Origin of the sequence: Lacinutrix himadriensis (assembly GCF_001418105.1) — a bacterium.
GTDB lineage: Bacteria > Bacteroidota > Bacteroidia > Flavobacteriales > Flavobacteriaceae > Oceanihabitans > Oceanihabitans himadriense.
Genome location: NZ_LIQI01000014.1, coordinates 172,360 through 196,388, shown reverse-complemented (window position 1 = coordinate 196,388; position 24,029 = coordinate 172,360). Strand labels below are relative to the sequence as shown.

Annotated in this window: 27 protein-coding genes; 4 read left to right on the top strand and 23 right to left on the bottom strand. The window is 31.9% G+C overall.

From position 1 onward, the window contains the following. Positions 1-10: 10 nt before the first annotated feature. The 6 genes from AMD28_RS19150 to AMD28_RS04410 form a co-directional block, all read right to left on the bottom strand. Positions 11-208 (bottom strand): integrase core domain-containing protein, encoded by a 198-nt coding sequence (locus AMD28_RS19150; protein WP_152975545.1) that lies wholly within the window; start codon positions 206-208, stop codon positions 11-13. A 59-nt stretch (positions 209-267) separates the two neighbouring features. Next, positions 268-1,242, bottom strand: coding sequence for a permease (locus AMD28_RS04430; RefSeq protein ID WP_055442953.1), 975 nt, complete (start codon positions 1,240-1,242; stop codon positions 268-270). After that, positions 1,235-1,642, bottom strand: coding sequence for an OsmC family protein (locus tag AMD28_RS04425; protein ID WP_055442952.1), 408 nt, complete (start codon positions 1,640-1,642; stop codon positions 1,235-1,237). The genes AMD28_RS04430 and AMD28_RS04425 overlap by 8 nt, the downstream gene beginning before the upstream one ends. A 12-nt stretch (positions 1,643-1,654) precedes the next feature. Beyond that, entirely contained in the window at positions 1,655-1,891 is a 237-nt protein-coding gene (locus tag AMD28_RS04420; RefSeq protein ID WP_055442951.1) for a thioredoxin family protein, read from the bottom strand. Positions 1,892-1,941: 50 nt separating this feature from the next. Beyond that, on the bottom strand, positions 1,942-2,247 hold the full coding sequence (locus AMD28_RS04415) for an ArsR/SmtB family transcription factor (protein WP_055442950.1): 306 nt from the start codon (positions 2,245-2,247) through the stop codon (positions 1,942-1,944). Between the two features lie 69 nt (positions 2,248-2,316). After that, positions 2,317-2,829, bottom strand: a complete 513-nt coding sequence (locus tag AMD28_RS04410; protein WP_055442949.1) for a VOC family protein — start codon at positions 2,827-2,829, stop codon at positions 2,317-2,319. Positions 2,830-2,986: 157 nt separating this feature from the next. Here AMD28_RS04410 and AMD28_RS04405 point away from each other — a divergent pair, with 157 nt between their 5' ends. After that, positions 2,987-3,262, top strand: coding sequence for a winged helix-turn-helix transcriptional regulator (locus tag AMD28_RS04405; protein WP_055442948.1), 276 nt, complete (start codon positions 2,987-2,989; stop codon positions 3,260-3,262). Positions 3,263-3,473: 211 nt separating this feature from the next. On the opposite strand, the gene AMD28_RS04400 is transcribed toward AMD28_RS04405, so the two are convergent. The 5 genes from AMD28_RS04400 to AMD28_RS04380 all read right to left on the bottom strand — a co-directional run bounded on the left by AMD28_RS04400 (position 3,474) and on the right by AMD28_RS04380 (position 7,861). Further along, entirely contained in the window at positions 3,474-4,211 is a 738-nt protein-coding gene (locus AMD28_RS04400; protein ID WP_055442947.1) for a hypothetical protein, read from the bottom strand. A 143-nt stretch (positions 4,212-4,354) separates the two neighbouring features. Then, positions 4,355-5,050: a hypothetical protein gene (locus tag AMD28_RS04395; protein ID WP_152975542.1), complete on the bottom strand. Its 696-nt coding sequence runs from the start codon at positions 5,048-5,050 to the stop codon at positions 4,355-4,357. A 157-nt stretch (positions 5,051-5,207) separates the two neighbouring features. Then, positions 5,208-5,873, bottom strand: coding sequence for a peptide-methionine (S)-S-oxide reductase MsrA (gene msrA, locus AMD28_RS04390; protein ID WP_055442945.1), 666 nt, complete (start codon positions 5,871-5,873; stop codon positions 5,208-5,210). Between the two features lie 110 nt (positions 5,874-5,983). Further along, positions 5,984-6,763 (bottom strand): zinc ribbon domain-containing protein, encoded by a 780-nt coding sequence (locus AMD28_RS04385; protein WP_055442944.1) that lies wholly within the window; start codon positions 6,761-6,763, stop codon positions 5,984-5,986. A 3-nt stretch (positions 6,764-6,766) separates the two neighbouring features. Next, positions 6,767-7,861, bottom strand: coding sequence for a Nif3-like dinuclear metal center hexameric protein (locus AMD28_RS04380; protein WP_055442943.1), 1,095 nt, complete (start codon positions 7,859-7,861; stop codon positions 6,767-6,769). 127 nt (positions 7,862-7,988) lie between these two features. On the opposite strand from AMD28_RS04380, the gene lpxK reads away from it, so the two are divergent. Continuing rightward, complete coding sequence (lpxK, locus tag AMD28_RS04375; RefSeq protein ID WP_338035221.1) at positions 7,989-9,020, top strand: tetraacyldisaccharide 4'-kinase; 1,032 nt, start codon at positions 7,989-7,991, stop codon at positions 9,018-9,020. Here the strand turns inward: lpxK and AMD28_RS04370 are convergent. The 10 genes from AMD28_RS04370 to AMD28_RS04325 all read right to left on the bottom strand — a co-directional run bounded on the left by AMD28_RS04370 (position 9,013) and on the right by AMD28_RS04325 (position 18,842). Continuing rightward, the gene (locus AMD28_RS04370; protein ID WP_055442941.1) at positions 9,013-11,244 is read right to left on the bottom strand and encodes an ATP-binding protein; all 2,232 of its coding nucleotides are present in this window, start codon (positions 11,242-11,244) and stop codon (positions 9,013-9,015) included. The genes lpxK and AMD28_RS04370 overlap by 8 nt on opposite strands. Before the next feature lie 47 nt (positions 11,245-11,291). Then, positions 11,292-12,290: a type I glyceraldehyde-3-phosphate dehydrogenase gene (gap, locus tag AMD28_RS04365; protein WP_055442940.1), complete on the bottom strand. Its 999-nt coding sequence runs from the start codon at positions 12,288-12,290 to the stop codon at positions 11,292-11,294. Next, positions 12,290-13,168 carry a lipoyl synthase gene (lipA, locus tag AMD28_RS04360; RefSeq protein WP_055442939.1) on the bottom strand — a complete coding sequence of 293 codons (879 nt, stop codon included), beginning with the start codon at positions 13,166-13,168 and terminating at the stop codon, positions 12,290-12,292. The genes gap and lipA overlap by 1 nt, the downstream gene beginning before the upstream one ends. A 100-nt stretch (positions 13,169-13,268) precedes the next feature. Then, positions 13,269-13,817, bottom strand: a complete 549-nt coding sequence (locus AMD28_RS04355) for an RNA polymerase sigma factor (RefSeq protein ID WP_055442938.1) — start codon at positions 13,815-13,817, stop codon at positions 13,269-13,271. Beyond that, positions 13,808-14,920 carry a glycosyltransferase gene (locus tag AMD28_RS04350; protein ID WP_055442937.1) on the bottom strand — a complete coding sequence of 371 codons (1,113 nt, stop codon included), beginning with the start codon at positions 14,918-14,920 and terminating at the stop codon, positions 13,808-13,810. The genes AMD28_RS04355 and AMD28_RS04350 overlap by 10 nt, the downstream gene beginning before the upstream one ends. Positions 14,921-14,925: 5 nt before the next feature. Then, on the bottom strand, positions 14,926-15,129 hold the full coding sequence (locus AMD28_RS04345) for a hypothetical protein (protein WP_055442936.1): 204 nt from the start codon (positions 15,127-15,129) through the stop codon (positions 14,926-14,928). A gap of 113 nt (positions 15,130-15,242) precedes the next feature. Then, a complete protein-coding gene (locus tag AMD28_RS04340; RefSeq protein ID WP_055442935.1) occupies positions 15,243-16,034 on the bottom strand; it encodes an anti-sigma factor in 792 nt (263 codons plus the stop codon). Further along, positions 16,027-16,575 (bottom strand): RNA polymerase sigma factor, encoded by a 549-nt coding sequence (locus AMD28_RS04335; RefSeq protein ID WP_055442934.1) that lies wholly within the window; start codon positions 16,573-16,575, stop codon positions 16,027-16,029. Before AMD28_RS04335 ends, AMD28_RS04340 begins: the two co-directional genes overlap by 8 nt. 63 nt (positions 16,576-16,638) lie before the next feature. Then, positions 16,639-17,652 carry a UDP-N-acetylmuramate dehydrogenase gene (gene murB, locus AMD28_RS04330; RefSeq protein ID WP_055442933.1) on the bottom strand — a complete coding sequence of 338 codons (1,014 nt, stop codon included), beginning with the start codon at positions 17,650-17,652 and terminating at the stop codon, positions 16,639-16,641. Continuing rightward, positions 17,652-18,842: a pyridoxal phosphate-dependent aminotransferase gene (locus AMD28_RS04325; RefSeq protein ID WP_055442932.1), complete on the bottom strand. Its 1,191-nt coding sequence runs from the start codon at positions 18,840-18,842 to the stop codon at positions 17,652-17,654. Before AMD28_RS04325 ends, murB begins: the two co-directional genes overlap by 1 nt. 121 nt (positions 18,843-18,963) lie before the next feature. Here AMD28_RS04325 and AMD28_RS04320 point away from each other — a divergent pair, with 121 nt between their 5' ends. Further along, positions 18,964-20,307, top strand: coding sequence for an aspartyl protease family protein (locus AMD28_RS04320; RefSeq protein WP_055442931.1), 1,344 nt, complete (start codon positions 18,964-18,966; stop codon positions 20,305-20,307). Positions 20,308-20,370: 63 nt separating this feature from the next. Here AMD28_RS04320 and AMD28_RS04315 read toward each other — a convergent pair whose 3' ends face one another. Further along, the gene (locus AMD28_RS04315; RefSeq protein WP_055442930.1) at positions 20,371-20,787 is read right to left on the bottom strand and encodes a DUF1573 domain-containing protein; all 417 of its coding nucleotides are present in this window, start codon (positions 20,785-20,787) and stop codon (positions 20,371-20,373) included. Positions 20,788-21,035: 248 nt separating this feature from the next. Here AMD28_RS04315 and AMD28_RS04310 point away from each other — a divergent pair, with 248 nt between their 5' ends. Further along, on the top strand, positions 21,036-23,672 hold the full coding sequence (locus AMD28_RS04310) for a valine--tRNA ligase (RefSeq protein WP_055442929.1): 2,637 nt from the start codon (positions 21,036-21,038) through the stop codon (positions 23,670-23,672). 147 nt (positions 23,673-23,819) lie between these two features. Here the strand turns inward: AMD28_RS04310 and AMD28_RS18585 are convergent, their stop codons facing one another. Next, on the bottom strand, positions 23,820-23,993 hold the full coding sequence (locus AMD28_RS18585) for a hypothetical protein (RefSeq protein WP_161804616.1): 174 nt from the start codon (positions 23,991-23,993) through the stop codon (positions 23,820-23,822). Positions 23,994-24,029: the final 36 nt, after the last annotated feature.

The following is a 24,029-nucleotide window of genomic DNA, read 5'->3' as shown; positions in this document are numbered from 1 at the left end:
ATAATTGATTTTACGCTGATAATTTGCCCACCTGCCGAACGGGCAGATATACCATATTTGATGTTTTATAGTCTAAAGATAAATGTAATCTTCCTTCATTGTATAAAATAATAGCACTTTTTGCAGCTCTCTTTGCGTGTGCTTTATTTTCAAAGGTTTGATCGAGATAAAATTCTTCTTTTAGTATTCCGTTTACGCGTCTTGCTATCTTGTTTTCTTAGCAATGATTTTCTTCAGTCCGACTAATGTCTACCTTTTTTTTTCGTTTTATAAAATCATATTAAATAGAAATCCTGAAAAGATAATAGCGATTGTAATGACTCCAAAAAAGATAGCGATTAATCGTAATGACATTACTTTTTTTAGCAAGGTAGCTTCGGGAATGGATAAGCCTACGGTTGCCATCATAAAGGCAATGGCAGTACCTAGCGGGACTCCTTTTGCAACAAATACTTCAATAACAGGAACAATTCCCGCGGCATTAGCATACATAGGTACAGCAAGAATTACTGCAAGCGGAACAGTCCACCATTCGCCACCACCAAGATATTGATTAAAAAAGTTTTCTGGAACATAGCCATGCATAGCTGCGCCAATGGCAATACCTATAATCACATAAAGAAGAACACCTCTTACAATGTCCCAAGCACCACGAGTGATTTCTGGTAAGCGTTGGCTGAAAGTTTGTTTTTCTTCTTCATATTCTGCTTGTTTCATTTTATTATCTAGAATCTTTTTTACCCAATCGGAAAGTAAAGGTTCCAAATTGAGTTTGCCAAGTAGCCATCCACCAATAGTTCCTAATAAAATACCTGAAACAGCATAAATTAGCGTAGCTTTTACACCAAACATTCCAAGAAACATTGCAATAGCAACTTCATTTACTAAAGGGGAAGTGATTAAAAAAGAAAAAGTTACCCCTAGCGGAATTCCTCCTTGAACAAAACCAATAAATAAGGGAACGGAAGAGCACGAACAAAAAGGGGTTACCGCACCAAAAACAGCGGAGAAAAAATATTCTAATCCGTAAAGTTTCTTTTTATTTAAATAATTTTTGAGTTTTTCAATAGGGAAATATGCATTTACAATTCCCATTAAAAACACAATAAAAAATAGAAGTATGAGGATTTTAAGTGTATCATACACAAAGAAATTCAGGGATGTACCCAATTTAGTTTCCGCAGCAATCCCAAAAACGGAATAGATTAACCAATCGGCAATATGCTGTAACCAATCAAACATTTTCAATCGTGCTAATGGTCCCTGAAATGGTGCAAGACAATTTTACCGTATTATAGATTGTACCAAACTTTTCAATATTCTTTTTAAGTAATTCTTTATTGAGTTTTTTATCGTTGCTATAAATGGTCAAATTATACAGGATGTTTTCCATCCTTGGCGGATTTTCAAGACGAGTAGCATTTACTTCTATTGCAGCTTTGGAATAGGTGAATTTCATCATCGTTGAAAAACGTTCTACATTTTTCAATATGCAGGAAGCAAAAGAACCCAAGAATAATTCGGCAGGATTTGGCAAGGATTCGGCAGTTTTTGAAGTGGTTCCAAAATCTATATTCGATTGCTTTATATGAAGAGTAGCATCTTGCTTTACAATGGATGAAGCCTGGATATGATAATTCATAGTTGGATTGAATTAGTTTAAAAGTGCCAATACTTCCTCTTTAGAAGGTACTCTGCCTTTTATTTTAATCACATTATCTATTACTAAAGCAGGTGTTGTCATGATATTGAATTTCATGATTTCCATGATGTCTTCTACTTTTTCAATGGTTGCATCTATGTTGTTTGCAGCAACGACATCCTTAACAACAGCTGTCATGGATTGGCATTTTGGGCAACCTGTCCCTAAAATTTTAATTACTTTGCTCATAATATTTGTATTTGTCTATCGGCAATAAGCGATGTGATTATAAAAAAATATCAATCAAAAAATTGTTGAAATAAAGTTTTTGCAATTTTCCAGTTTTCAGGATGAATACAATACTTTATTTTTGGTGGTTTCAATTCCCCTTGAATTAAACCTGCGTTTTTTAATTCTTTTAAATGCTGGGAAACTGTGGATTGAGAAATGGGTAATACATCTACCAAATCTCCCGTAAAACAGCAGGATTGATTTTCAAGATATTTTAGAATGACAATGCGAGTAGGATGTCCTAGCGCTTTTGCAAATTTAGCCAAAGACTCGGTGTCTTCCTTGTACTCTATATGTTCTAAACTTCTTTTCATATTCTCTATCGTAAATGTACGATTGGTTTTTAAACTGAAATATGATAATTGTCATATCCAGCCTATCTTTTATTTAGAATAAGCACCTGAAGAATAGGTAAGCTCATAGCTATGCGTATAGATTTCAAATACAATTCCAAATGGATCTTCAACATAACACATTTTGAAAGGTTTGTCCTTTGGATAGTATTCTCTAATTGGCATTCTTTGCTTTCCTCCATAGTCCAAAATTTTAGCGATAAGTTCTTCAATATTTGGATCTTGAACGCAAAAATGAAATAGACCAGTATTGAAAGGGTTAAATTCAGGAGCTTCTTTAATACCATTCGGAAAAGAAAATAATTCTATTCCAATTCCGTCGGAAGTAGCTAAATGAGCAATTTCAAATTCCGTCCAATCATTTCCAAAAACATCAATACACATTTGGCCAATAGCAGTTTCTTTTTCTTTTTTCACTTTTGAAGGCTCCATAATTACATACCAACCCATTACTTCTGAATAGAATTTTACTGCTTCGTTTATGTTTGGAACTGTTATTCCGATATGCGAAAATGATTTTGGATAATTTTTATTAGTTGTCATAAGTTCTGTTTTAGATTGCAAAATTAATCTATATTTGCCTAATTGGCAATAACTTACTTAAAAGTGGTATAGTTACCCAAACGAGTAAAATAATGATAATCAGTAATATAATAGCGTAATTTTGAATAAAGATAATAGTTGTCCATTAAATTACACCATGAATTTAATAGGTACCAAATGGAAACCTTTAATTCTATTCCATTTATTGGAAGGTAGTTTGCGTTCTGGAATGTTACAAAAGAAAATCCCAGGCATTTCAAATAAAATGTTTACACAAACCGTAAGAGATTTAGAAAAAGACGGGCTTATTTCTAGAAAAGTTTATCCTGTAGTTCCTCCTAAAGTAGAATACAGATTAACAACTCGAGGGAAATCTCTTGAGGATATTTTAAGAAGTTTGGATCAATGGGGTTTGAAAGATTGTTCGAATTAATTAAAAGTGCTCCTTTTCGTTCCAATGAGCCTTCTGGAAGACGAATTACTTGTTTTTAGATTGTGTTTATTTCCATTTTAGATTATTAGAAATCTATAGAATCTACTTTTTTGAAAACTATTGCTTGTTGGTTGGAAAGTAGGGAGTAAGCGAGGGTTTTTACAAGGAAGCTTTAGTTCGTTGTTCTTTTATGCGCTTTTGTAACTAGTTTTTATTCATAAGAAATATTTAGATCTTCTTTTTTTAAATTATCAGTATAGAGGTGAAGAAATTTTTTAGTGAAATCTTCATATTTAACTTTGTCATTAATAACATCTATTTCGTTTAATTTAATTATAAAATTATTTTCTTTTTCGTCCATTTTAAAATGGATATTACTCGTTATATAAGATAAAATGCGATTGTTTTTGATGGTGTATTTATAACTAAAAATGGGTATCGAAAATTCTTTTGGATCTTTATAAAATTCCTCATGATCTATTTTGCCAACAAACCAAGTGTCGGAATTATTATATTCCGTTTTATACATCGTAATGGTGATATTCGAGGACATTAATTTTGAATTATTACTTTCAAAGCTTAGTTTCTTATTAAAAGTAAGACTGTCTAAAATTGCAATCTGATTTTTTTCTAAAATATACTTAAGCACGTTTGTATTACTCTTTCCATTGCCATAATGATACGGACTTAGCGTATTGTAGTAAAACGGATTCCATTGTTTAGTGTTTCCTGAATAGTCCTCTTGGTAGAAGAAAGACATATCTTTATTGAACTGGTGTATGCGTCCGGAAGTAAAACTATCTTTAGATTTAAGTCCGTCTTTCCAAAGAGAAATACTATGTGAAATTAATAGTTGATTTAATTCTAAAGTTGATTTGTATTCTGTGTTTTTTGGAGAACATTGTGTTAGAAGTAAAAGGCATGTAATTCCTGCGAGTATCTTTTTCATATATTGGTTACAACCTATTTTCTGTATGATTAGTGACGTATTTAAGTAACTAATTTAGCAAATAAAAATCGAATAGAAAATCCGCAAGGGTTTTCGTAAGTAGGCGAGGACTAGCCATTAATTATAAACGTTGTTGGCAATAGTTATTTTTTTACATAATAAACTTGATTCCCTTTAGAGAACACAAATTCTTTGCTTAATTCTAATTTAGGAAGTTTAAACACTTTGTCATTTACGGAATGCTTTTTTATTTCTTTAAGAGTCATAGTAATTGTCATCATTCCGTACATTCTTTTCACTATTTTTAATGGTAATGAATTCGATAATTTTAAATATTCCGACCACATATCGTATTTATGGTTATTGTATAAAGTCGAATCCATTTTTAAATAATCTGAATTGAAAAAATACTCATAAGTACCTGTTTCCCATACCACAATTACTTTAGAGCATTTTGTGTTCAGGATAATTTCATCTGTTTGTTCTACTGTAATTTTAGGGCTTTTTTCTTTCAGTTCCGTTTCTAAATCTATTTCAGCTTTAATTGCTGGAACTAATTCCGATTTTTTGTCTATTGTTAAAATCTCATTCCTATCTGATAAGTAAACAACTTTAATTTTTCCTTTATTCGGTTTGCTCAAATAGTTTCCATTTTTATAGGTAATCAGAGTTTCCTCTAAGAATTTGCCGCTTTCCATCATCTTTTCTTTTGTCATTCCTAACTGTTTGGAAAATTTTTCAGCAATCTTAATGTCATTTTCATACACAAGTGTTCCCTCGAAATTTTGACTAAAACCCAAAACTGGAATTAAAAATAAAAGAAGGAGTATGTTTTTCATCGTGTAGGTCTTAATTATTGCTAACATATTATATCATCACTCTTATGAAACCTATTTCGTAAATAAGTCGGGATATAGTGGTTTTTGTGCTGATGTTATCCCGTAAAGATTTTTTTTTTAAGATTGTATGCAATGGGTTTAATCAGCTTAAAAAAGTCTAATGCTTATCTTTTAATATTTCGGGCATTAAAGATTGAAAACGTCTTAATCTTGGTATAGAAACACCTTGAATATATCTGTTTTCTGGATGTAGTCTTTCGTAGTTTTGATGGTAGTCTTCGGCAATCCAAAATTTTTGAAAAGGATATACTTCTGCTGCAATAGTTTTACCTAATTTTTTAGCTAATGCTTCTTTTTTCTTTAAGATGATTTCTTTTTGCACTTCGTTTTGATAAAAAATTATAGAACGATATTGACTTCCTCTATCCGGACCTTGACCATTTACTTGTGTTGGGTCTTGTGATGCAAAATACACATCTACTAAAGTGCTAAAAGATACTACTTCTGGATTGTAAATGATCTCTACAGCTTCTGCATGACCTGTTCTTCCTGTGTTGCTAGCCTCGTAGGTCGGGTTTTTAGTATGTCCGCCAGCATATCCCGAAATAGATTCCTCTACACCTTTTACGCTTTCAAAAACAGCTTCTACGCACCAAAAACAACCACTAGCAAAGTATGCTTTCGCTTTTCCGTTTTCTAATGCAACTTCTATAGGTTCTGCGTTAATTACAGTTTGTTGATCTTCATTAACTTGTGCTGTGTTTTTACAGCTGAATAAAGTTATAAGTAAGAAGGATAATAAAAAGGTCTTGTGCAGTTTCATAACGTATAGGTTTTTGGGTTCAGTCGGAAACAAGTGTTGTTCCTTAAAAAAAAAAGCATAAAAAAAGCCCTTACAAAAGTAAAGGCTTTTAAATATAATTTAAAAATGGATTATAGTTTTGCAAACATTTTTTCCATTTTTTCTTTTTGTTCTTCCGCTAAATTAGCATCTACTAAAATACGTCCAGAATGCTCATCGGTAATAATTTTTTTACGACTAGCAATTTCTACTTGTACTTGTGGTGGAATGGTAAAGTAAGAACCTCCAGCAGCACCTCTTTCGATTGGCACAACAGCTAAACCGTTTTTTACATTTACTCTAATTCTAGTGTAAGCAGCAACTAAACGATCTTCGATAGATTCTTTATAATCATCCGATTTTTTAATAAGTGCTTTTTCTTCTTTTTCTGTTTCTGCTAAAATGGCATTTAATTCACCTTGTTTGTGTTTTAAATGTGTTTGGCGAGCTTTCAAACGATCTTTGTTTTCAGAAATTACTATTTTCTTCTGATCTATTTGCGCTTTAAATTCTTTAATGTGCTTGTCTGCTAATTGAATTTCTAATTCTTGAAATTCAACTTCTTTAGTCAGTGAGTTAAACTCTCTGTTATTTCTAACATTTTTTTGTTGCTCAGCATATTTTTTAATTAAAGATTTTGCTTCTTCAATTAAATTCTTTTTTGAGTCAATGTCATTATTAGTAGCTTCTAAGCTTAATTCAAGCTTTTCTAATCTTGTCTTTAAACCAGTAACTTCATCTTCTAAATCGCGAACTTCTAATGGAAGTTCTCCACGTACATTTCTTATTTCGTCTATACGAGAGTCTATGAGTTGTAAATCATACAACGCTCTTAAGCGATCTTCTACAGTTACTTCTTTCTTTTTTGCCATACTTTAAAAATATTGAACAGGATTGGTGTTTGTCTTTGATAAAACGACTGCAAAATTAGTAATTTTTTTTGTAAGATGCGCTACTAAACCGTTTTTTGTGTACTGTTCGCTCTCATAATGGCCAATATCTGCTAAAACAATGCTATTTTCGGCAGAAAAGAAGTCGTGATATTTTAAATCGGAAGTCACTAATACATCTGCTCCTGAAGCTTTTGCAGCAGAAATAGCGAAACTGCCAGAGCCACCTAAAACAGCTACTTTTTTTATTGGTTTGTTGCGTAAATTAGAGTGTCTAATACAACTAGCTTGCATTTTCGTTTTTAAATACTTTAAAAAGTCTGCTTCTGTCATAGCGTTTTCTAGTTCGCCAAGCATTCCCATTCCTATATGTTGATTATTGTTTTCTAAAGTGACTATTTCATAGGCCACTTCTTCATAAGGATGGGTTTTTAAAAGTGTCTGTAAAATGGTGGATTGTGAGTGTTTTGCAAAAGTTACAGAAATTTGAGTTTCTGCTTCTTGATGTGTTTCTCCTATTTTACCCAATGTCGGATTCGCATTTTCATTGGCTTTATACGTACCAACTCCTTCGGTATTAAAACTGCAATTACTATAGTTACCTATATTTCCTGCTCCTGCCTTAAATAATGCTTTACGCACGTTATCGGCTTGTTCATTAGGAACAAAAGTAGTTAGCTTTTTGATGCTTTGGGTTTGCGGTATTAAAATGCTTCTATTATTAAGTTGTAATTGGTCGCAAATCATGCTATTTACACCTTGCCATGCATTATCTAATGCGGTATGCATAGAATAAATAGCAATGTCATTTTTTATGGCTTTAATAACTACGCGCTCTACATAGGTTTTTCCTGTAATCTTTTTTAAACCTTTAAAAATAATAGGATGAAAGCTTACAATAAGATTACAATTTTCTTTAATTGCTTCATCTACTACTTCTTCTAAAGTGTCTAGTGTTACTAGAACTCCTGTTAGTTTGGTGTTTTTGTTTCCTACAAGTAAACCAACGTTATCAAAACCTTCGGCGTATGCTAAAGGTGAAAACTCTTCAAGGGAATCTATAACATCTTGAATAATCATGTTTTTTCGTATTGGATTTAGAACAAATATAAAATATTTACGTCATGTGCTTGTATTTATTATTTTTTAAATAGTATCTGTAATCTCTATGTGGTTTAAATAATTATTATCTTCGATTTTTAAAAAATTGTCAACCCTTTTTGGTTTCTTTTATATGAAATTATTGCGATACCTTTTATTTCCTGTTGTACCAATTTACTATCTAGTAACTTGGTTGCGTAATGTGTTTTATGATAGAGGCATTTTTAAGTCTAAATCGTATGATTTTCCGGTATTAGCTGTAGGTAATTTAAGTGTTGGTGGTACTGGTAAAACACCAATGATTGAGTATTTAATCGTTTTACTGAAAGATAAAAAACAAGTGGCTACTTTAAGTCGAGGGTATAAACGAAGTAGTGAAGGTTTTTATTTGGCAGATAATAATGCCGATGCAAAATTATTGGGGGATGAGCCTTTTCAATTTTATAGAAAATTTAAAAAAGATATTCAAGTTGCCGTGGATGCAGATAGGCAAAACGGAATTAAAAATTTAATGCAACAAGAAACGGCTCCAGAAGTTATTTTATTAGACGATGCCTACCAACACAGAAAAGTAAAAGCGGGGTTTTATATTTTATTAACTACCTATAGTAATTTATATACGAAGGATTGGGTTTTACCAACGGGAGATTTACGAGAGCCAAGGGCAGGAGCGAAGCGAGCAAATTGTATTGTAGTAACTAAATGTCCTGATAACTTAAGTGCTATAGAAAAAGATGAAATTATAAGAAGTATTAATCCGAAAGCAAATCAAAGTGTTTTTTTTAGTGCTATTCGTTATGCAGATAGTGTTTTTTCTGAAGAAAAGAAACTTGGATTAAAAACGTTACATGATTTTACTTTGGTCACCGGAATTGCAAATGCAACGCCTTTAGTAAATCATTTAAAAACGGAAGGTTTGCAATTTGATCATTTAAATTTTAAAGATCATCATGACTTTACAGCACAAGATATAGAACTGTTTAAAAGTAAGTCACTTATTATTACTACGGAAAAAGATTATGTAAGGTTGTTACAGTTTGATGCTTTAAAAGATAAAGTATTTTATCTACCTATTACTGTAAATATAGATAAACCGGAAGCTTTTAATACTAGCGTTTTAGAGTTTGTAACTATTTAACTATTGCAACTTCTTCCTTTATTAATGCTTGGTATAACTTCTTTTCAAAGTCTTCTTGCTTAAATGGCTTGGATATAATGTCATCAAATCCAGCTTCTTCAAATTCATGCATTTTGTCTTCCAAGGTTACCGCCGTTAAAGCAAATATGGTTAGGTCCTTTTTAAAACCTCTAATGATCTTGGTTGCTTCCAATCCGCTAATTCCTGGCATGTGAATATCCATTAGAACGACATCGTAATTGGTGTTTTTAACTTGCTCTACAGCATCTTCTCCGTTATCAACAATGTCACAATTCAGATTCATTTTATTTAGAATCTTTTTGGTAATCATTTGGTTGATTTTATTGTCTTCGACTACTAATATTTTTATCGTGCTCAACTCTATCTCGCTTATGTTTTTAAAATAATTCTTTTTAGTTTCTTCTTCAATTACTTGGTCGGTATAGTTTAAAGGGATTTCAAAAATAAAGTTGGAACCTTTACCTAATTCACTTTTAAGATAAATTTTCCCTTTTAAGATATCTATTAATCCTTTTACAATAGATAAACCTAAACCAGTACCTCCATATTTTCTGTTAATTTGAATAGAACCTTGTGAGAAGCTTTCAAACATGTGTTCTTGCTTTTCTTTGCTAATACCAATTCCGTTATCCTCTATTTCAAATCGTATAGAGTAGGTTTTACCTGTTTGGTTAAGTTTATATACTCTAACCCAGATATCTCCATCTTTGGTGAATTTAATAGAATTTCCAATAAGATTAATTAGTATTTGAGAAATCTTAAGTTGATCTGCATTATAGTTTTCTGGTAAGTCTTTGTCGTATTCAAAATGGAGTTTTATGCCATTATCTATTGCAGAATTGTTTAACGCAGCAATAACATTCGCTACTTTCTTTTTTAAATTGAATACTTCTGGTTCTACTTCCACTTTATTCGCTTCAATTTTATTTATTTGAAGAATATCATTAATGAAAGTTAATAGGTAATCTCCAGAGAATTTTAAAGACTTTAAATGCTGTACTTGCTCTGGTTTAGGGTTTTCGTCTAAAAGCATATTACTTAATCCAGTAACGGCATATAGAGGTGTTCTCAATTCATGGGTTACCGTAGATAAAAAGTTGGCTTTTGTTTTTGAAGCTAATTCTGCTTTCTCTTTTGCAAGAATAAGTTCGCCATTCTTTTTGTGCAACATATTGTTTGTTTTTAACCTTATTCTGTTGTTTTTGTATAACGACAAAGTTAATAACGATAAAATAGTAATTAAAGCAACACTTAGAATAGCTGTTAGTTTACTAAGGTTTTTTGAATCTTGAAGTTCTTCAAGATCTGCAGCTTGCTTTTTTTGGTACTCTGTTTGGTTTTTTAATAAATATTCAAACCTTCTTTCTGGATTCAGATTTTGTCTTTTTACATTTAAAAGGGAATCTGATAATTTAATGTGTTTTCTTAAGTAAGCATTAGCAAGTTTGTAGTTCTTTGTTTCTTGGTTTAAATCACTTAAAACTAAATAGCCTTCACTTATAACATTGTGAAAATCATTATTAATGGCTTCATTGACACCTTCGTTGGTGATTTCAATAGCTTTGTCAATATTGTTAAGTTTAGCGTAAACAACTCCTAGGTTTATTTGCGCACTACTATGTATTTTTTTTAAATTGTATCTATTAGCTAAAGCGATAGCATTTTCAAATAGTAATTTGGCTTGTTCGTAGTCTTCTAGTGCTAAGAATGTTTGTCCTTTTTTAAGGTCAACTTCTGCAACAAAATCATCTAAACCTTCTTGTTCAAAAAGGTTTTTTGAAGATTTATAGTAGTCTAAAGCAGTTTGGTAATCTTTTTTTGCAACATAAACATTACCAAAGGTTTTGTAAGATTCTGCAAGGTTAATTTTATCATTAGAAAGACGTTGTGTTGCAACTGCTCTTGTTAATTGCTTAATTGCTTCATCTGGTTCTTCAATGATATATTCAATTTTTCCAAGTTTCGAGTAGATTAACCCTATGCTTTTATTGTCTTCAATGGTAGTAGCCGGAATAAGAGCGTTTTCAAGCTCTTTTTGTGCTTCAAAATAATTGGAGTTTTCAATGTTTTTTTGTGCTAACCTTATTAGGTTATTTACATTTTGTTGTATAGTATCTCTCTCTTGAGTAGTGATTTCCTGAGAAAATACACTGCAACTCAACACCATGATAATAGCACATATATAGTAGTTGATTCGGAACATTTTTTTAACAATGATATAAGCAAATATAAATATTTATTCGATAAAAGTTAACTTTTTACCGATAAATTGCTAATTAAATTGATTATTCTACTAGAATAGCCTGTCTCATTATCGTACCAACCAATAATTTTTACCATATTTCCAATGGTTGAAGTCATTTGTGAATCAAATATGCAGGAATGTGTGTTTCCTACAATGTCTATAGATACAATTGGGTCTTCGGTATATTCCAAAATACCTTTGTATTTATTTTGCGAAGCTTTTTTAAATGCATCATTAATCTGCGCAATGGTTACATTTTTCTCCACATTTAATGTGATGTCTGTAAGAGAGCCATTCGCTACAGGAACTCTTATGCCACAACCTCCAATTACATTTGCTAAGTCTGGAAATATCTTTGTTAGTGCCTTTGCAGCTCCAGTAGTAGTAGGTACAATAGATTGACCAGCTGCTCTTGCACGACGTAGATCTCTATGTGGCTGATCGTGTAAACTCTGATCTGTGGTGTAGGAATGGACTGTGGTAATATATGCTTGTTTAATACCGCAAAGTTCTTGCATAATAGCAAGCATTGGTGCCGCATTGTTTGTGGTACATGATGCGTTAGATATTATTTTTTCAGTGCCATCTAAAATAGCTTCATTAACACCTAGAACGACTGTTTTTATATCGTCTTCTAAAGGAGGAACACTTAAAATAACGCGTTTTGCGCCATTTTTAATATGAAGGTTTAGCGCTTCTTTGGTTTTAAACTTTCCTGTAGCTTCAATAACAAAATCGATATCAAAAGGTTTCCAATTAAGATCTTCTAGCTTTTGCTTATTTAATAAAGGAATGTTTTTATTGTTAACTATAATGTGATTTTCATTATAAGAAATGGCTTCATTAAAAATGCCATGAATACTATCATACTTTAAAAGATGGCTTAATGTTCTTGCGTCTGCTAAATCATTTATAGCAACGACTTGTATGTTTGGATTGTTTTGAAGCAGTCTAAAAACGCGTCTGCCAATTCTTCCAAATCCATTTATTGCAACATGAATCATTAATTAATATGTTTTTGTGCTTTGTAAGAGGAACGAACTAAAGCGCTACTTTCTACATGGCGAAAACCAAGACCTAAACCAATTTCTCTATATTCTTCAAATTGATCTGGAGTAATAAATTGCTTTACAGGTAAGTGCTTTTTACTTGGTTGTAAATATTGACCAATAGTTACTACATCTACATCATTAGCTCTTAAATCATGTAAAGTTTCTATAACTTCTTCGCGCATTTCACCAAGACCTAACATAATACCCGACTTTGTACGTCTTTGTCCTTGTTGTTTTAGGTATTTTAAAACGCCTAAACTTCTATCGTATTTTGCTTGAATACGTACTTCACGAGTTAAGCGTCTTACGGTTTCAATATTATGAGAAACTACTTCTGGAGCAACATCTATAATTCTGTCAATATGTAATTCTACACCTTGGAAATCTGGAATTAATGTTTCTAATGTCGTTTCCGGATTCATTCTGCGAACCGCTTTAACCGTTTCACTCCACATAATACTTCCCATGTCTTTTAAGTCATCACGATCTACACTAGTTAAAACGGCATGCTTAATATTCATGATTTTAATAGAACGTGCTACTTTTTCTGGTTCGTCCCAATCTACCGTTTCTGGTCTTCCGGTTTTTACACCACAAAAACCACAAGAACGTGTACAAACGTTACCAAGAATCATAAAAGTTGCGGTACCTTCTCCCCAGCATTCTCCCATGTTCGGACAGCTTCCTGATGCGCAAATAGTATTCAGTTTGTATTTGTCTACTAAACCACGAAGTTCGGTGTACTTTTTACCTGTTGGTAACTTTACACGAAGCCATTTTGGTTTTGCTACTCGTTCCGGAATTATGTTTGAAGCAGTATCTGTATTCATTTAGTTTGTTATTTCTAAATACAAAGATACAAAGTATTCTATTAAAAAAGCCTTTATCAAATAGTGAGATACTATAAATTAAAGCCAATTTTTAGTGGGATTATTTTTTCTGAATAATTTCTGCTAAAAGTTTTTTAGCACGTAAGAGTTTTACCTTAACGTTGTTAATAGGTTCGTTTAATTGGGTGGAGATTTCTTTATAACTTAACTCTTGAAAGTAGCGTAGATTAATCACCTCTTGATAATGTGGTTTTAATTTTTTGATATCCCGAAGTAGTTTGGCTAAGTTTTGCTCTGTAATAAGTTTGTCTTCCGCAGAAGGGGTTTCGTCTAAAATTTGAAACAGCGAATTTTCATCGTCCTTAGACATATCTGCAGAAATAGAACGTTTTTCTTTTCGCAATAAATCGATATGAATGTTTTTAGAAATGGTAATCAGCCAAGTCTTAAACTTATATTCGGTGTTGTACGTCTCTATTTTGTCAAAAGCTCTAGAAAAGGTTTGAATGGTAACGTCTTCGGCATCGTTTTCATTTTGAATACGTTTTAACTGAAAACCATATACGTCATCCCAAAAGGTGTTTAGTAAAAAATTAAATGCCTTTTGTTCGTTTTTTCTTGCTTGTTGTATGGCTTCTTCTATTTCCAATGTTTAGGTTTTGCAATAAGATTAGTTATAAATATAGTTAATTGCATGCCAATTAAAAAAATCTCTAAAAAAGGAAGAAAAATAATAAGGTCTTTTTCGTCTAATTTTTTGGAGGTTTTACCAAATACGATATAAAAGATAAGTATTCTTAAGAGGAATATAGGCAAAACTATTTGCCAGGAATATGTTGTGATAAGAAGTGTAATTGCTAAAGTCCAAAATAGAAATTGTGAAATATAGAAAAGCGCAAGTAAGGTCTTGTGTGTTGCTTTATAATGTTTTGCGGTAGATACGTGTCTTCTTTTTTGTAAAAGCCAGTCTTTAAAAGTTGTTTTCGGATTAGAAATAGTAAAACTTTCTTTTGTAAAACAAATGCTTGTGTTTTTATTCGTTGCTACTTGATTGATAAATAAATCATCATCACCAGAACGGACTTGCATGTGGTTAATAAAGCCATTTGCATTAAAGAATACTTCTTTTTTGTATGCTAAATTTCTACCAACTCCCATAAATGGTATTCCAGATTTGGCATAAGAGAAATACTGTAAAGCGGTTAGCAGTGTTTCAAATCGGATTAATTTATTTAAAAACGAATTTTTAATTTTGGTATAAGCACCATAGCCCAAAACAATAGTTTTTGTTTGGTTAAAATGTGCGCTCATTTCTTGTAACCAGTATTTCGAATTGGGTTGGCAATCTGCATCGGTAAAAAGTAAGAACTCATTTTTGGATGCTTTTATACCAAGGGTTAATGCATACTTTTTGTTTCCAAAAAACGCTTCGGTTGGTATTACATTAACAATTTTAATATTATTGTTTTTTGCAGCAAAATCTTCCATGATGTCTAGTGTATCATCATGAGAGTTGTCGTTAATTAAAACAACTTCAAAATCTGGATATTCTTGATTTAATATATACGGAAGAAATTTCTTTAAATTATCGGCTTCATTTTTAGCACAAATAAGAATAGAAACAGCAATGTCTTTTGGTGTTTCCTGCTTCGGATGTAAAAAAGCAAACTTTGAAAATAAGAAAAGGTAATATATAACTTGAATAGTTACTACGGCTATAAATGCGTAGAAGGCAATATTCAGTAAAATCATGTACTTTAAGAATGTTGTGGTTCGCTACAGTCTTGGTATTGTTCAGGAGTTTTTCCGCAAAAGCCGCAAGATTCTCCTTCTTTATTTAACATTGGGTTTTGGCTAGCACAAGTACCAGCAAATTTTCCGTCTTTTTTTGCCCAAATTTTTATAGCTATTCCAGCGATTGCTAAACCTAAAAGTACTAATGTAATTGCTAGTAATTTCATGTGTGTATTGATCTTAATAATTTCTACAAAGATACTACTTTTTGCGAAATGGGTGTACTAAAAAACCTCGCTTTTTAAAACGAGGCTTCTAAATATGTATCGTGGAAAGTAATTTACTTTTTTAAGCTAATTTCTGCTACAGATTTTTCAACAGAAGCATTTTTATTACCTCCTTTTGGCTCAATAGTAATATTTAAACCTAAAGCATTTTCTGTGTAAGGTAAAGGTATAAGTTGGCTGTCTGTTTCGTTTAAGATACCTAAACTAACCATTTTATCTTGTACTTCTGCCCAGATTTGATAACATTGCTCTTCTGGTAATTGTGGTAAGGAAACCACATCTATCATAGAGGTTTTGTCTATAGGGTTTATATAAGCAACCGTTTTTAAATTCTTAGCTCTAGCGTTTCCTTTTATTATATATTTTTGTGTTTCCGGATTATTAAGCTGTTTAAATTGTTGCATAATATCGCTTAACATGAGATTGTTTTGATCGATGTCGCTACGTAAATCAAAAATTTCGTCTGCTATAACTTGATTTTCACGTTTTAGGTCTTGATTGTTTATGTAAAACATAAAGGTAGAACCTGCAAAAACTAAGGCAGTAATACTTGCTGCTATACTAAACTTATACCAAGATTTTTGTTTTGGTACCGTTTGTAGCGCAATTACTGGTTTTTCGTCAAGCGCAGAAAGTATATCGTTTAATATATGTTCTGGTGCTTCAATGGCATTACTTTTAGCAACAATCTCTAGATGCTGCTGCATGGTATTGTACGCTTCTTTAACTTCAGGATATTTAGTAATGTAAGCTTCTACCTTTGCATTTTCTTCTGTAGTGGTATTGCCTACTAGGTATTTGTCTAATAGATCTGAATTTAAAAATGAAATTATTTTATCATTCATTGCTTTTCAATTCTGGATCGTAAATCTTTTTTAATTCACGTAATCCAATTTTTAATCTTGATTTAATTGTACCAAGCGGAATATTTAATTCGTCACTTGCTTCTTGTTGTGTCATGCCCTCAAAAAAGAGCGCATTAATTACTGTTTGATATTTTACATCTATTGTTTTTAGATGTATTTGAATATCAATAACGTCTTGATTTAAGCTATTGCTTGTTAATTTATATACGTTTGAATTCTCTATTTGGATTTCTTTACTTTGTTTATTCGACACAGAGCGTATTTTATCGATTGCGGTATTGTATGCAATTCGATATAACCAAGTAAAGAGTTTTGCTTTTTTAGCATCGTAGGTTTTGGCTTTTTTCCAAACCTTTATAAAAGTTTCCTGTAATGCATCTTGAGCCAACTCGGGATCTGTGATGACTTTAGAAATAACACCAAATAGCGTATCTGAGTAGTTTTCGTACAACAAAGTAATGGCTTTTTTATCGCCTTGTTTTAGTAAGCTAACTATTTGTTGTTCTATTGGTGTACTCAAAAGATGATTTGTTTAGTGTTTTTCTAACTTATGGGATATCAAAGTTATAGATTTATTTTAAGATTAAATAATATTTACTTCTGCTTCTATATAAATATTAAAGATACGCATTATTGTTTCTTGTATTACTTTGGAAAGTTTTAAAATTTCGGAACCCTTTGCATTATCATAATTCACCAAAACTAATGCTTGTTTTTCGTGTACACCATAGTTGCCAAAACGTTTTCCTTTAAAACCAGCTTTTTCAATAAGCCAACCTGCAGGTATTTTTATAGATGAACTAGAAACTGGATAGTTTGGTATTTCTGGAAAATTTTGTTTTAATTTCTCAAAATCTTGTAAAGAAATCACCGGGTTTTTAAAAAAGCTTCCGCTATTTCCAATTTCTTTTGGGTTTGGTAATTTACTTTCACGAATGGCAATAACCGCTTTAGAAACTTCTTGTATGGTTGGCTCCTCCACTTTCATTACTTCCAATTGCGAAGCGATTGCACCGTAATTTGTACGAAGGATATGGTTGTTTTTGGTTAGTTTAAAAAGAACACTTGTAATAATATATTTTCCTTTTAATGCTTGTTTAAAAACAGAATTTCGATACTCAAAATTACAAGCTTCGTTGGTAAATGTTTTTGTTTCTAGTGTTGCTATTTCCAAGGCTTCGCAAGAAACAAAAGCGTCTTTTAATTCCACGCCGTAAGCACCAATGTTTTGAATTGGGGCTGTACCAACATTACCAGGAATTAAGGATAGGTTTTCTAATCCTCCAAAATCATTTTGCAAACACCAAAGTACAAAGTTATGCCAGTTTTCACCAGCTTGCGCTTTTACTAAAGCAGAAGAATCGTCTTGCGAAACAATTTCAATTCCTTTTAAATGTATATGCATAACTAATGCTTCTACATCTTTGGTGAGTAGCATGTTGCTTCCGCCACCAAGAATAAATCTTTTAGGATATTCTGACAGTTGAAGCACTTCTTTTAACTCTTTGATAGTATTAATGGAAACAAAGTGATTTGCTTTAGCATCGATACCAAAAGTGTTATATTTTTTTAGCGATATGTTATGTTGTATTTGCACTAGTCTTTATACACTTTAAGAGCTTCTTTAATAATCTGTACCGCTTTAATAAGGCTTTCTTTTTTAAGAACATAAGCAATACGTATTTGGTTTAAACCAACGCCTGGCGTAGAATAAAATCCGCCAGCAGGAGCTACCATAACCGTTTCTCCATCTACCTCAAATTCTTCTAAAAGCCATTGCGCAAAAGCATCACTATTTTTTATTGGTAATTGCGCGATACAGTAAAACGCTCCTTTTGGGGTTGCTACTTGTACGCCTTCTATTTTTTGTAATTCGCTTATTAAAACATTACGTCTTTCTACGTATTCTTCAATAACATCATCAAAATAGCTTTGAGGTGTGTCTAAAGCTGCTTCACTTGCAATTTGTGCTAAGGTTGGCGGACTTAATCTTGCTTGTGCAAATTTTAGTGCAGTTTGAATGACTTCTTTGTTTTTAGATACTAAACAACCAATTCTTGCACCACACATACTATATCTTTTAGATACAGAATCAATCATGATGGCGTTTTCTTCTAATCCTTCTTCTTGCATGATGGAATAATGTGTGTTACCATCATAAGCAAATTCTCTATATACTTCGTCTGCAATTAAAAATAAGTCATGCTTTTTTACTATTGCCGCAAGTTTTTTAATTTCTTCTTTAGAATATAAGTAACCTGTTGGATTTCCTGGATTACAAATAAGAATTGCTTTGGTTCTTGGTGTGATAAGTTTTTCGAACTCTTCAATTGGAGGTAATGCAAAATTGTCTTCAATCTTAGAATTTACAGGAACTACTTTTACTCCAGAAGAAGTAGAGAAACCATTGTAGTTTGCATAAAAAGGTTCTGGGATAATAATTTCATCATCTACATCCATAATGCTTCCAAAAGCAAAAAGCAATGCTTCACTTCCTCCTGTGGTTACAATGATGTCCTCATGGCTAACTTGAATGTCATTTTTAGCATAGTAATTTGCTATTTTTTTTCTGTATTGTTCAGAACCTTCCGATCTAGAATACGCTAATACTTCTAAAGAAATAGATTTTATAGCATCTAATGCTATTTGTGGCGTCTTAATATCTGGTTGGCCAATGTTTAAATAGTATATGGATTTTCCATTTTTTACAGCTTCTTCAGCAAATGGAACTAGTTTTCTAATAGGAGATTGTGGCATTAATTGCCCTTTTTTTGAAATAGCTGGCATTTTATATGTATTTGAGATACAAAGTTGCGAAAATTAAATCAAAGTTTTTTTAAAAGTAATACAAAATCGAGATTTAAGAAGAAAGATTTGTAAATTGATACGCGCCGTATTTTGTTTCCTTATGAAAAAAATAGTTTTTACTTTATTGATCGTCTTCAGTTTGCCTTTTTTTGGTTTTTCTCAAGGCACTTTTGTGATTCAAAATAAAAAGAAAAGCGATAAGATAAAGTTTAAATTAATTAATAATTTAATCATAGTTCCTGTAAAAATTAATGGCGTTGAACTCTCTTTTATTTTAGATACAGGAGTGAGTAAACCTATTTTGTTTAACATCTTTAATGTTAATGAAACTTTAAAGATTAATAATTCTGAAAAAATTGTAATTCGTGGTTTAGGAGAAGGAGAACCTGTGGAGGCATTGCGATCTAGAAATAATATAATTGAAATTGGAGATGCGATAAATATTAATGAAGATTTATACGTGGTGTATAATTCTAAACTAAATTTTGCGCCAAAGTTAGGGTTTCCAATTCATGGTATTATTGGATATGATTTTTTTAAAGACTTTGTTATTGATATCAATTATTCTTCAAAAACGATAAAGTTTTTTGAAAATGAAGTGTATCGTTATTCCGATTGTAAAAACTGTGAATCTATCCCTTTAAATTTTTATAATAAGAAACCTTATATACACGCCAATGTTACTATAGAAGATCAAGAAATTCCTGTAAAACTTTTAATAGATTCTGGCGGTAGTGATTCGCTATGGTTATTTGAAGATGTTTCTTTAGGAATTCATGCAAATGAAGCGCATTTTGTTGATTTTTTAGGACATGGATTAAACGGAAGTGTATATGGGAAGAGATCTAAGGTAGATGCATTTAGTATTGGAAGTTTTACATTAGAAAATGCCAATGTAGCCTTTCCAGATTCGACTTCTATTTCCTTTGCGAAAAACCATAAAGATAGAAATGGCAGTCTTGCAGGTAATATTTTAAAACGATTTCATGTTGTTTTTGATTATGAAAGGTCTATGCTTCAGTTAAAAAAAAGCAAGTATTTTAAAGCCCCTTTTAGTTATAATAAAAGCGGTATTGAGTTAGAGCAAAACGGCATTAGGCTAATTAGAGAAAGAAGTTTTGGAGGCTCAAAAAGAACAAAAACAGATAATGTTAATAGTATAAATAATACTTCGGGAATAAGGTTTACGTATAATAATGATTACAAGTTGTATGTTAAACCTTCCTATACTATAGTAGAACTTAGAGAAGGTTCTCCTGCAGAAAGGGTAGGACTAAAGGTTGGAGATATTATATTGAAGATAAATGGTAAAGAAACGTCAGATTTTAGCCTGCAAAATATCACGCAATATTTTTATGAAAAAGATGGAAAAATTATAAAGCTACAAATAAATAGGCTAGGTAAAGAATTCGATTTTGAATTTGAATTAGAAGGAATGTTTTAATAAAAAAAAAGGTTGTCTACTTTATAGTAAACAACCTTTTTTAATTTGTGTTATTATAGAAAATTAGTTTTCCATTACGCTTTTTTCTCTTTTTTCAAGAACGCTTGTTTTACTTGGATCAATAACTTCTCCTTTAATTTTTAATGCTACCGTTGGTGTTTCCGCATTAGAAAGAACCGTAATTGTTTTTCTAATAGGCATTACACGCTTAGTGTCATATTTTACTTGTATTTCTCCAGTAGCTCCAGGCATAATTGGTTCCTTAGGGCTAGATGGTACGGTACAACCACAACTAGAAGATACTTTAGATATAATAAGTGGCGCGTTTCCAGTATTGGTAAATTCAAAAGTTCTAATACCATCGGCACCTTTTTCTATAGTACCATAATCTACTGTCGTTTCTTTAAATTCAATTTTTGCTTGAGCAGTCATTGAAAAACTAAATATTCCGATAAATAAAATTGTAAGTATTTGTTTCATCATTTTTTTATTTAAATTATTCTTATTTTAAAACACAAATAATTGATTTACAGTATTTTGTGTTATTTTGTTTTTTATTTCTATTGTAAATTTACTTACTTTTCACACATTCTACAAAAATAATGGATGTAATGCATAAATCTTAACATAAACTTTAGGCTTAAAGGTACATTAAACCCCATTAATATTTTTCAAAATATAAATTATAAGTACTTTTGCATAATATTATTCAAAAACTATTCCAAAGTATGAACATTCCATCAAAATATGATGCAAATAGTGTAGAAAGTAAGTGGTACAGCTACTGGACAGAACATAATTATTTTCATTCCACACCAGATGAAAGAGAACCATATACCATTGTAATTCCGCCACCAAATGTAACTGGAGTTTTACACATGGGACACATGCTTAACAATACTATACAAGATGTGCTTATACGTCGTGCACGTTTGTTAGGTAAAAATGCTTGTTGGGTTCCTGGAACAGATCACGCATCTATTGCTACAGAAGCTAAGGTTGTTGCAAAGTTAAAGGAACAAGGAATAGATAAAAACGATTTAACAAGAGAAGAGTTTTTAGCACATGCTTGGGAATGGACCGAAGAATATGGAGGAGTAATATTAGAACAACTTAAAAAATTAGGGTGTTCTTGTGATTGGGACAGAACTAAATTTACAATGGATGATGATATGTCTGAATCTGTAATTAAGGTTTTTGTGGACTTACATGAAAAAGGATTAATATACAGAGGTTACCGAATGGTAAACTGGGATCCAGAAGCAAAAACAACCTTGTCTGATGAAGAAGTAATTCATGAAGAACGCCAAGGAAACCTATATTATATCAATTATAAAATTGAAGGAAGCGACGATACATTAACGATCGCAACTACACGTCCGGAAACTATTTTTGGAGATACAGCAATATGTATTAATCCGGAAGACGAACGTTTTGCTCACTTACGTGGAAAAAAAGCGATTGTACCAATTTGTAATCGTGTGATTCCTATTATTGAAGATGCATATGTTGATGTAGAATTTGGAACAGGTTGTTTAAAAGTAACACCTGCACATGATGAGAATGATAAAAATCTTGGAGATAAGCATAAACTAGAAGTGATTGATATCTTTCATGAAGATGCGACATTAAATAGCTTCGGATTGCAATTTGAAGGTCAAGATCGTTTTGTTGCTAGAAAATCAGTAAGCAAAGAATTAGAAAAAATAGGTGCTTTAGTGAAGACTGAAACACATATGAATAAAGTAGGTACTTCAGAAAGAACCAAAGCTGTTATTGAACCGAGATTAAGTGATCAATGGTTTTTAAAAATGGAAGAGTTGGTAAAACCAGCAATTGAAGCTGTTTTAGGGGAAGATGCTGAGATTAAATTATTTCCGAAGAAATTTGAAAATACATATCGTCACTGGTTAGAGAATATTCGCGATTGGAATATCTCTCGTCAGTTACTTTGGGGACAACAAATTCCTGCGTATTTCTATGGCGACGGAAAAGAAGATTTTGTAGTAGCCGAAACTATCGAATTAGCAGTTGAGAAAGCGCAAAAAGTAACAGGTAAAGCCGATTTAAAAGCTTCCGATTTAAAACAAGATACAGATGCTTTAGATACATGGTTTAGCTCTTGGTTATGGCCAATGTCTGTTTTTGACGGCATACGTAATCCGGAAAACGAAGACATAAAATATTACTATCCTACTAATGATTTAGTAACTGGACCAGATATTTTATTCTTTTGGGTAGCACGTATGATTATTGCAGGTTACGAGTATAAGGATGAAAAGCCATTTAACAATGTATATTTAACTGGTTTGGTTCGCGATAAGCAACGTCGTAAAATGAGTAAATCTTTAGGGAACTCACCAGATGCTTTAAAATTAATTGAAGAATATAGTGCAGATGGTGTTCGTGTAGGTATGCTATTTAGTAGTGCAGCAGGAAACGACCTAATGTTTGATGAAGCCCTTTGTCAACAAGGAAAAGCCTTTGGGAACAAAGTATGGAATGCATTTAATCTTACAAATATTTGGGAGGTTAGTGATACTATAGAACAACCAAACTCGAGTAAAATAGCTTTAGATTGGTACGAAGCAAAGTTTCAAACAGCCTTAGTAGAAATTGAAGACCACTTTAGTAAATACCGTTTAAGTGACGCTTTAATGTCTATTTATAAGTTGATTTATGATGATTTCTGCGGATGGTTATTAGAGATTGTAAAACCAGCATACCAACAACCAATTGATGCGGTTACTTATAATAAAGTAATGGCTGCTTTTGAGGATAACTTAAAAATATTACATCCATTTATGCCTTTCTTAACGGAAGATATTTGGCAATATATTGCAGAGCGTACGCCAGAAGAAGCATTAATAATTGCAAAATGGCCAGAATCTAAACCGGTGGACAAGGAGATTATTTCTCAGTTTGAATTTGCTTCGGAAGTAATTTCGGGAATAAGAACGGTTAGAAAAGAAAAGAATATTGCGTTTAAAGATGCTATTGGTTTTTCAGTGATTAATAATGAAAATTCGGATACTACATTTGATGAAGTTATTGCAAAACTAGGAAACTTAGAAGCTATAGAATATGTAAAAGAACCTGTAGAAGGCGCTTTAACGTTTCGAGTAAAATCTAACGAGTATTTTATACCAATGGATGGCGCTATAGATATTGAAGCAGAAATTAAAAAGTTAACCGAAGAATTAGGGTATACGGAAGGTTTTCTTAAATCTGTGCAAAAGAAATTATCTAACGAACGTTTTGTTGCAGGAGCACCAGAACAAGTGATTGCAAACGAACGTAAAAAAGAAGCAGATGCTTTGGCTAAGATTGAAACTCTAAAAGCTAGTTTGGCTAGTTTGAAGTAAACGCTTAGAACATATATTAAATAAAAAAGCCTTTCCAGTTGGAAAGGCTTTTTTTGTTATTCTAACTCATTGAACTAGTAGTCGCTTCTTATAAAAAAGAAATAGATGTTCTGGCTAAGTTAGAACGTTAAAAGTAATTTGACTAGTTTAAAATGGAGATATTATTGGTCTAGCTGGACGACAAAATCCCCAAGGGTTACCGTCTGTTACACATTTATATCCTTCTGGACAAGGAAGGTCTACTCTACAAGCACGTCCACCATTAATAGTTCTTTGTTCTGCTTTAGTTAAAGCTTTTCCTAAGTTTTTTAAATTTTTCATAATAAAAATATTTGTAAATTAAGTTTGCCTAGATCA

What these genes read in the sequence shown, in the direction of transcription:
- AMD28_RS04315 (WP_055442930.1), bottom strand. Translation starts at nt 20,787, where the DNA reads ATGAAACAAATACTTACAATTTTATTTATCGGAATATTTAGTTTTTCA.
- AMD28_RS04400 (WP_055442947.1), bottom strand. Translation starts at nt 4,211, where the DNA reads ATGAAAAAGATACTCGCAGGAATTACATGCCTTTTACTTCTAACACAA.
- AMD28_RS04405 (WP_055442948.1), top strand. Translation starts at nt 2,987, where the DNA reads ATGAATTTAATAGGTACCAAATGGAAACCTTTAATTCTATTCCATTTA.
- gap (WP_055442940.1), bottom strand. Translation starts at nt 12,290, where the DNA reads ATGATTCATGTTGCAATAAATGGATTTGGAAGAATTGGCAGACGCGTT.
- AMD28_RS04310 (WP_055442929.1), top strand. Translation starts at nt 21,036, where the DNA reads ATGAACATTCCATCAAAATATGATGCAAATAGTGTAGAAAGTAAGTGG.
- AMD28_RS04410 (WP_055442949.1), bottom strand. Translation starts at nt 2,829, where the DNA reads ATGACAACTAATAAAAATTATCCAAAATCATTTTCGCATATCGGAATA.
- AMD28_RS04350 (WP_055442937.1), bottom strand. Translation starts at nt 14,920, where the DNA reads ATGATTTTACTGAATATTGCCTTCTACGCATTTATAGCCGTAGTAACT.
- AMD28_RS04385 (WP_055442944.1), bottom strand. Translation starts at nt 6,763, where the DNA reads ATGGCAAAAAAGAAAGAAGTAACTGTAGAAGATCGCTTAAGAGCGTTG.
- AMD28_RS04430 (WP_055442953.1), bottom strand. Translation starts at nt 1,242, where the DNA reads ATGTTTGATTGGTTACAGCATATTGCCGATTGGTTAATCTATTCCGTT.
- AMD28_RS04345 (WP_055442936.1), bottom strand. Translation starts at nt 15,129, where the DNA reads ATGAAATTACTAGCAATTACATTAGTACTTTTAGGTTTAGCAATCGCT.
- AMD28_RS04420 (WP_055442951.1), bottom strand. Translation starts at nt 1,891, where the DNA reads ATGAGCAAAGTAATTAAAATTTTAGGGACAGGTTGCCCAAAATGCCAA.
- AMD28_RS04320 (WP_055442931.1), top strand. Translation starts at nt 18,964, where the DNA reads ATGAAAAAAATAGTTTTTACTTTATTGATCGTCTTCAGTTTGCCTTTT.
- AMD28_RS04370 (WP_055442941.1), bottom strand. Translation starts at nt 11,244, where the DNA reads ATGTTCCGAATCAACTACTATATATGTGCTATTATCATGGTGTTGAGT.
- AMD28_RS18585 (WP_161804616.1), bottom strand. Translation starts at nt 23,993, where the DNA reads ATGAAAAATTTAAAAAACTTAGGAAAAGCTTTAACTAAAGCAGAACAA.
- msrA (WP_055442945.1), bottom strand. Translation starts at nt 5,873, where the DNA reads ATGAAACTGCACAAGACCTTTTTATTATCCTTCTTACTTATAACTTTA.
- AMD28_RS04395 (WP_152975542.1), bottom strand. Translation starts at nt 5,050, where the DNA reads ATGAAAAACATACTCCTTCTTTTATTTTTAATTCCAGTTTTGGGTTTT.
- lipA (WP_055442939.1), bottom strand. Translation starts at nt 13,168, where the DNA reads ATGAATACAGATACTGCTTCAAACATAATTCCGGAACGAGTAGCAAAA.
- AMD28_RS04340 (WP_055442935.1), bottom strand. Translation starts at nt 16,034, where the DNA reads ATGAATGATAAAATAATTTCATTTTTAAATTCAGATCTATTAGACAAA.
- AMD28_RS04380 (WP_055442943.1), bottom strand. Translation starts at nt 7,861, where the DNA reads ATGATTATTCAAGATGTTATAGATTCCCTTGAAGAGTTTTCACCTTTA.
- AMD28_RS04325 (WP_055442932.1), bottom strand. Translation starts at nt 18,842, where the DNA reads ATGCCAGCTATTTCAAAAAAAGGGCAATTAATGCCACAATCTCCTATT.
- AMD28_RS04425 (WP_055442952.1), bottom strand. Translation starts at nt 1,642, where the DNA reads ATGAATTATCATATCCAGGCTTCATCCATTGTAAAGCAAGATGCTACT.
- AMD28_RS04415 (WP_055442950.1), bottom strand. Translation starts at nt 2,247, where the DNA reads ATGAAAAGAAGTTTAGAACATATAGAGTACAAGGAAGACACCGAGTCT.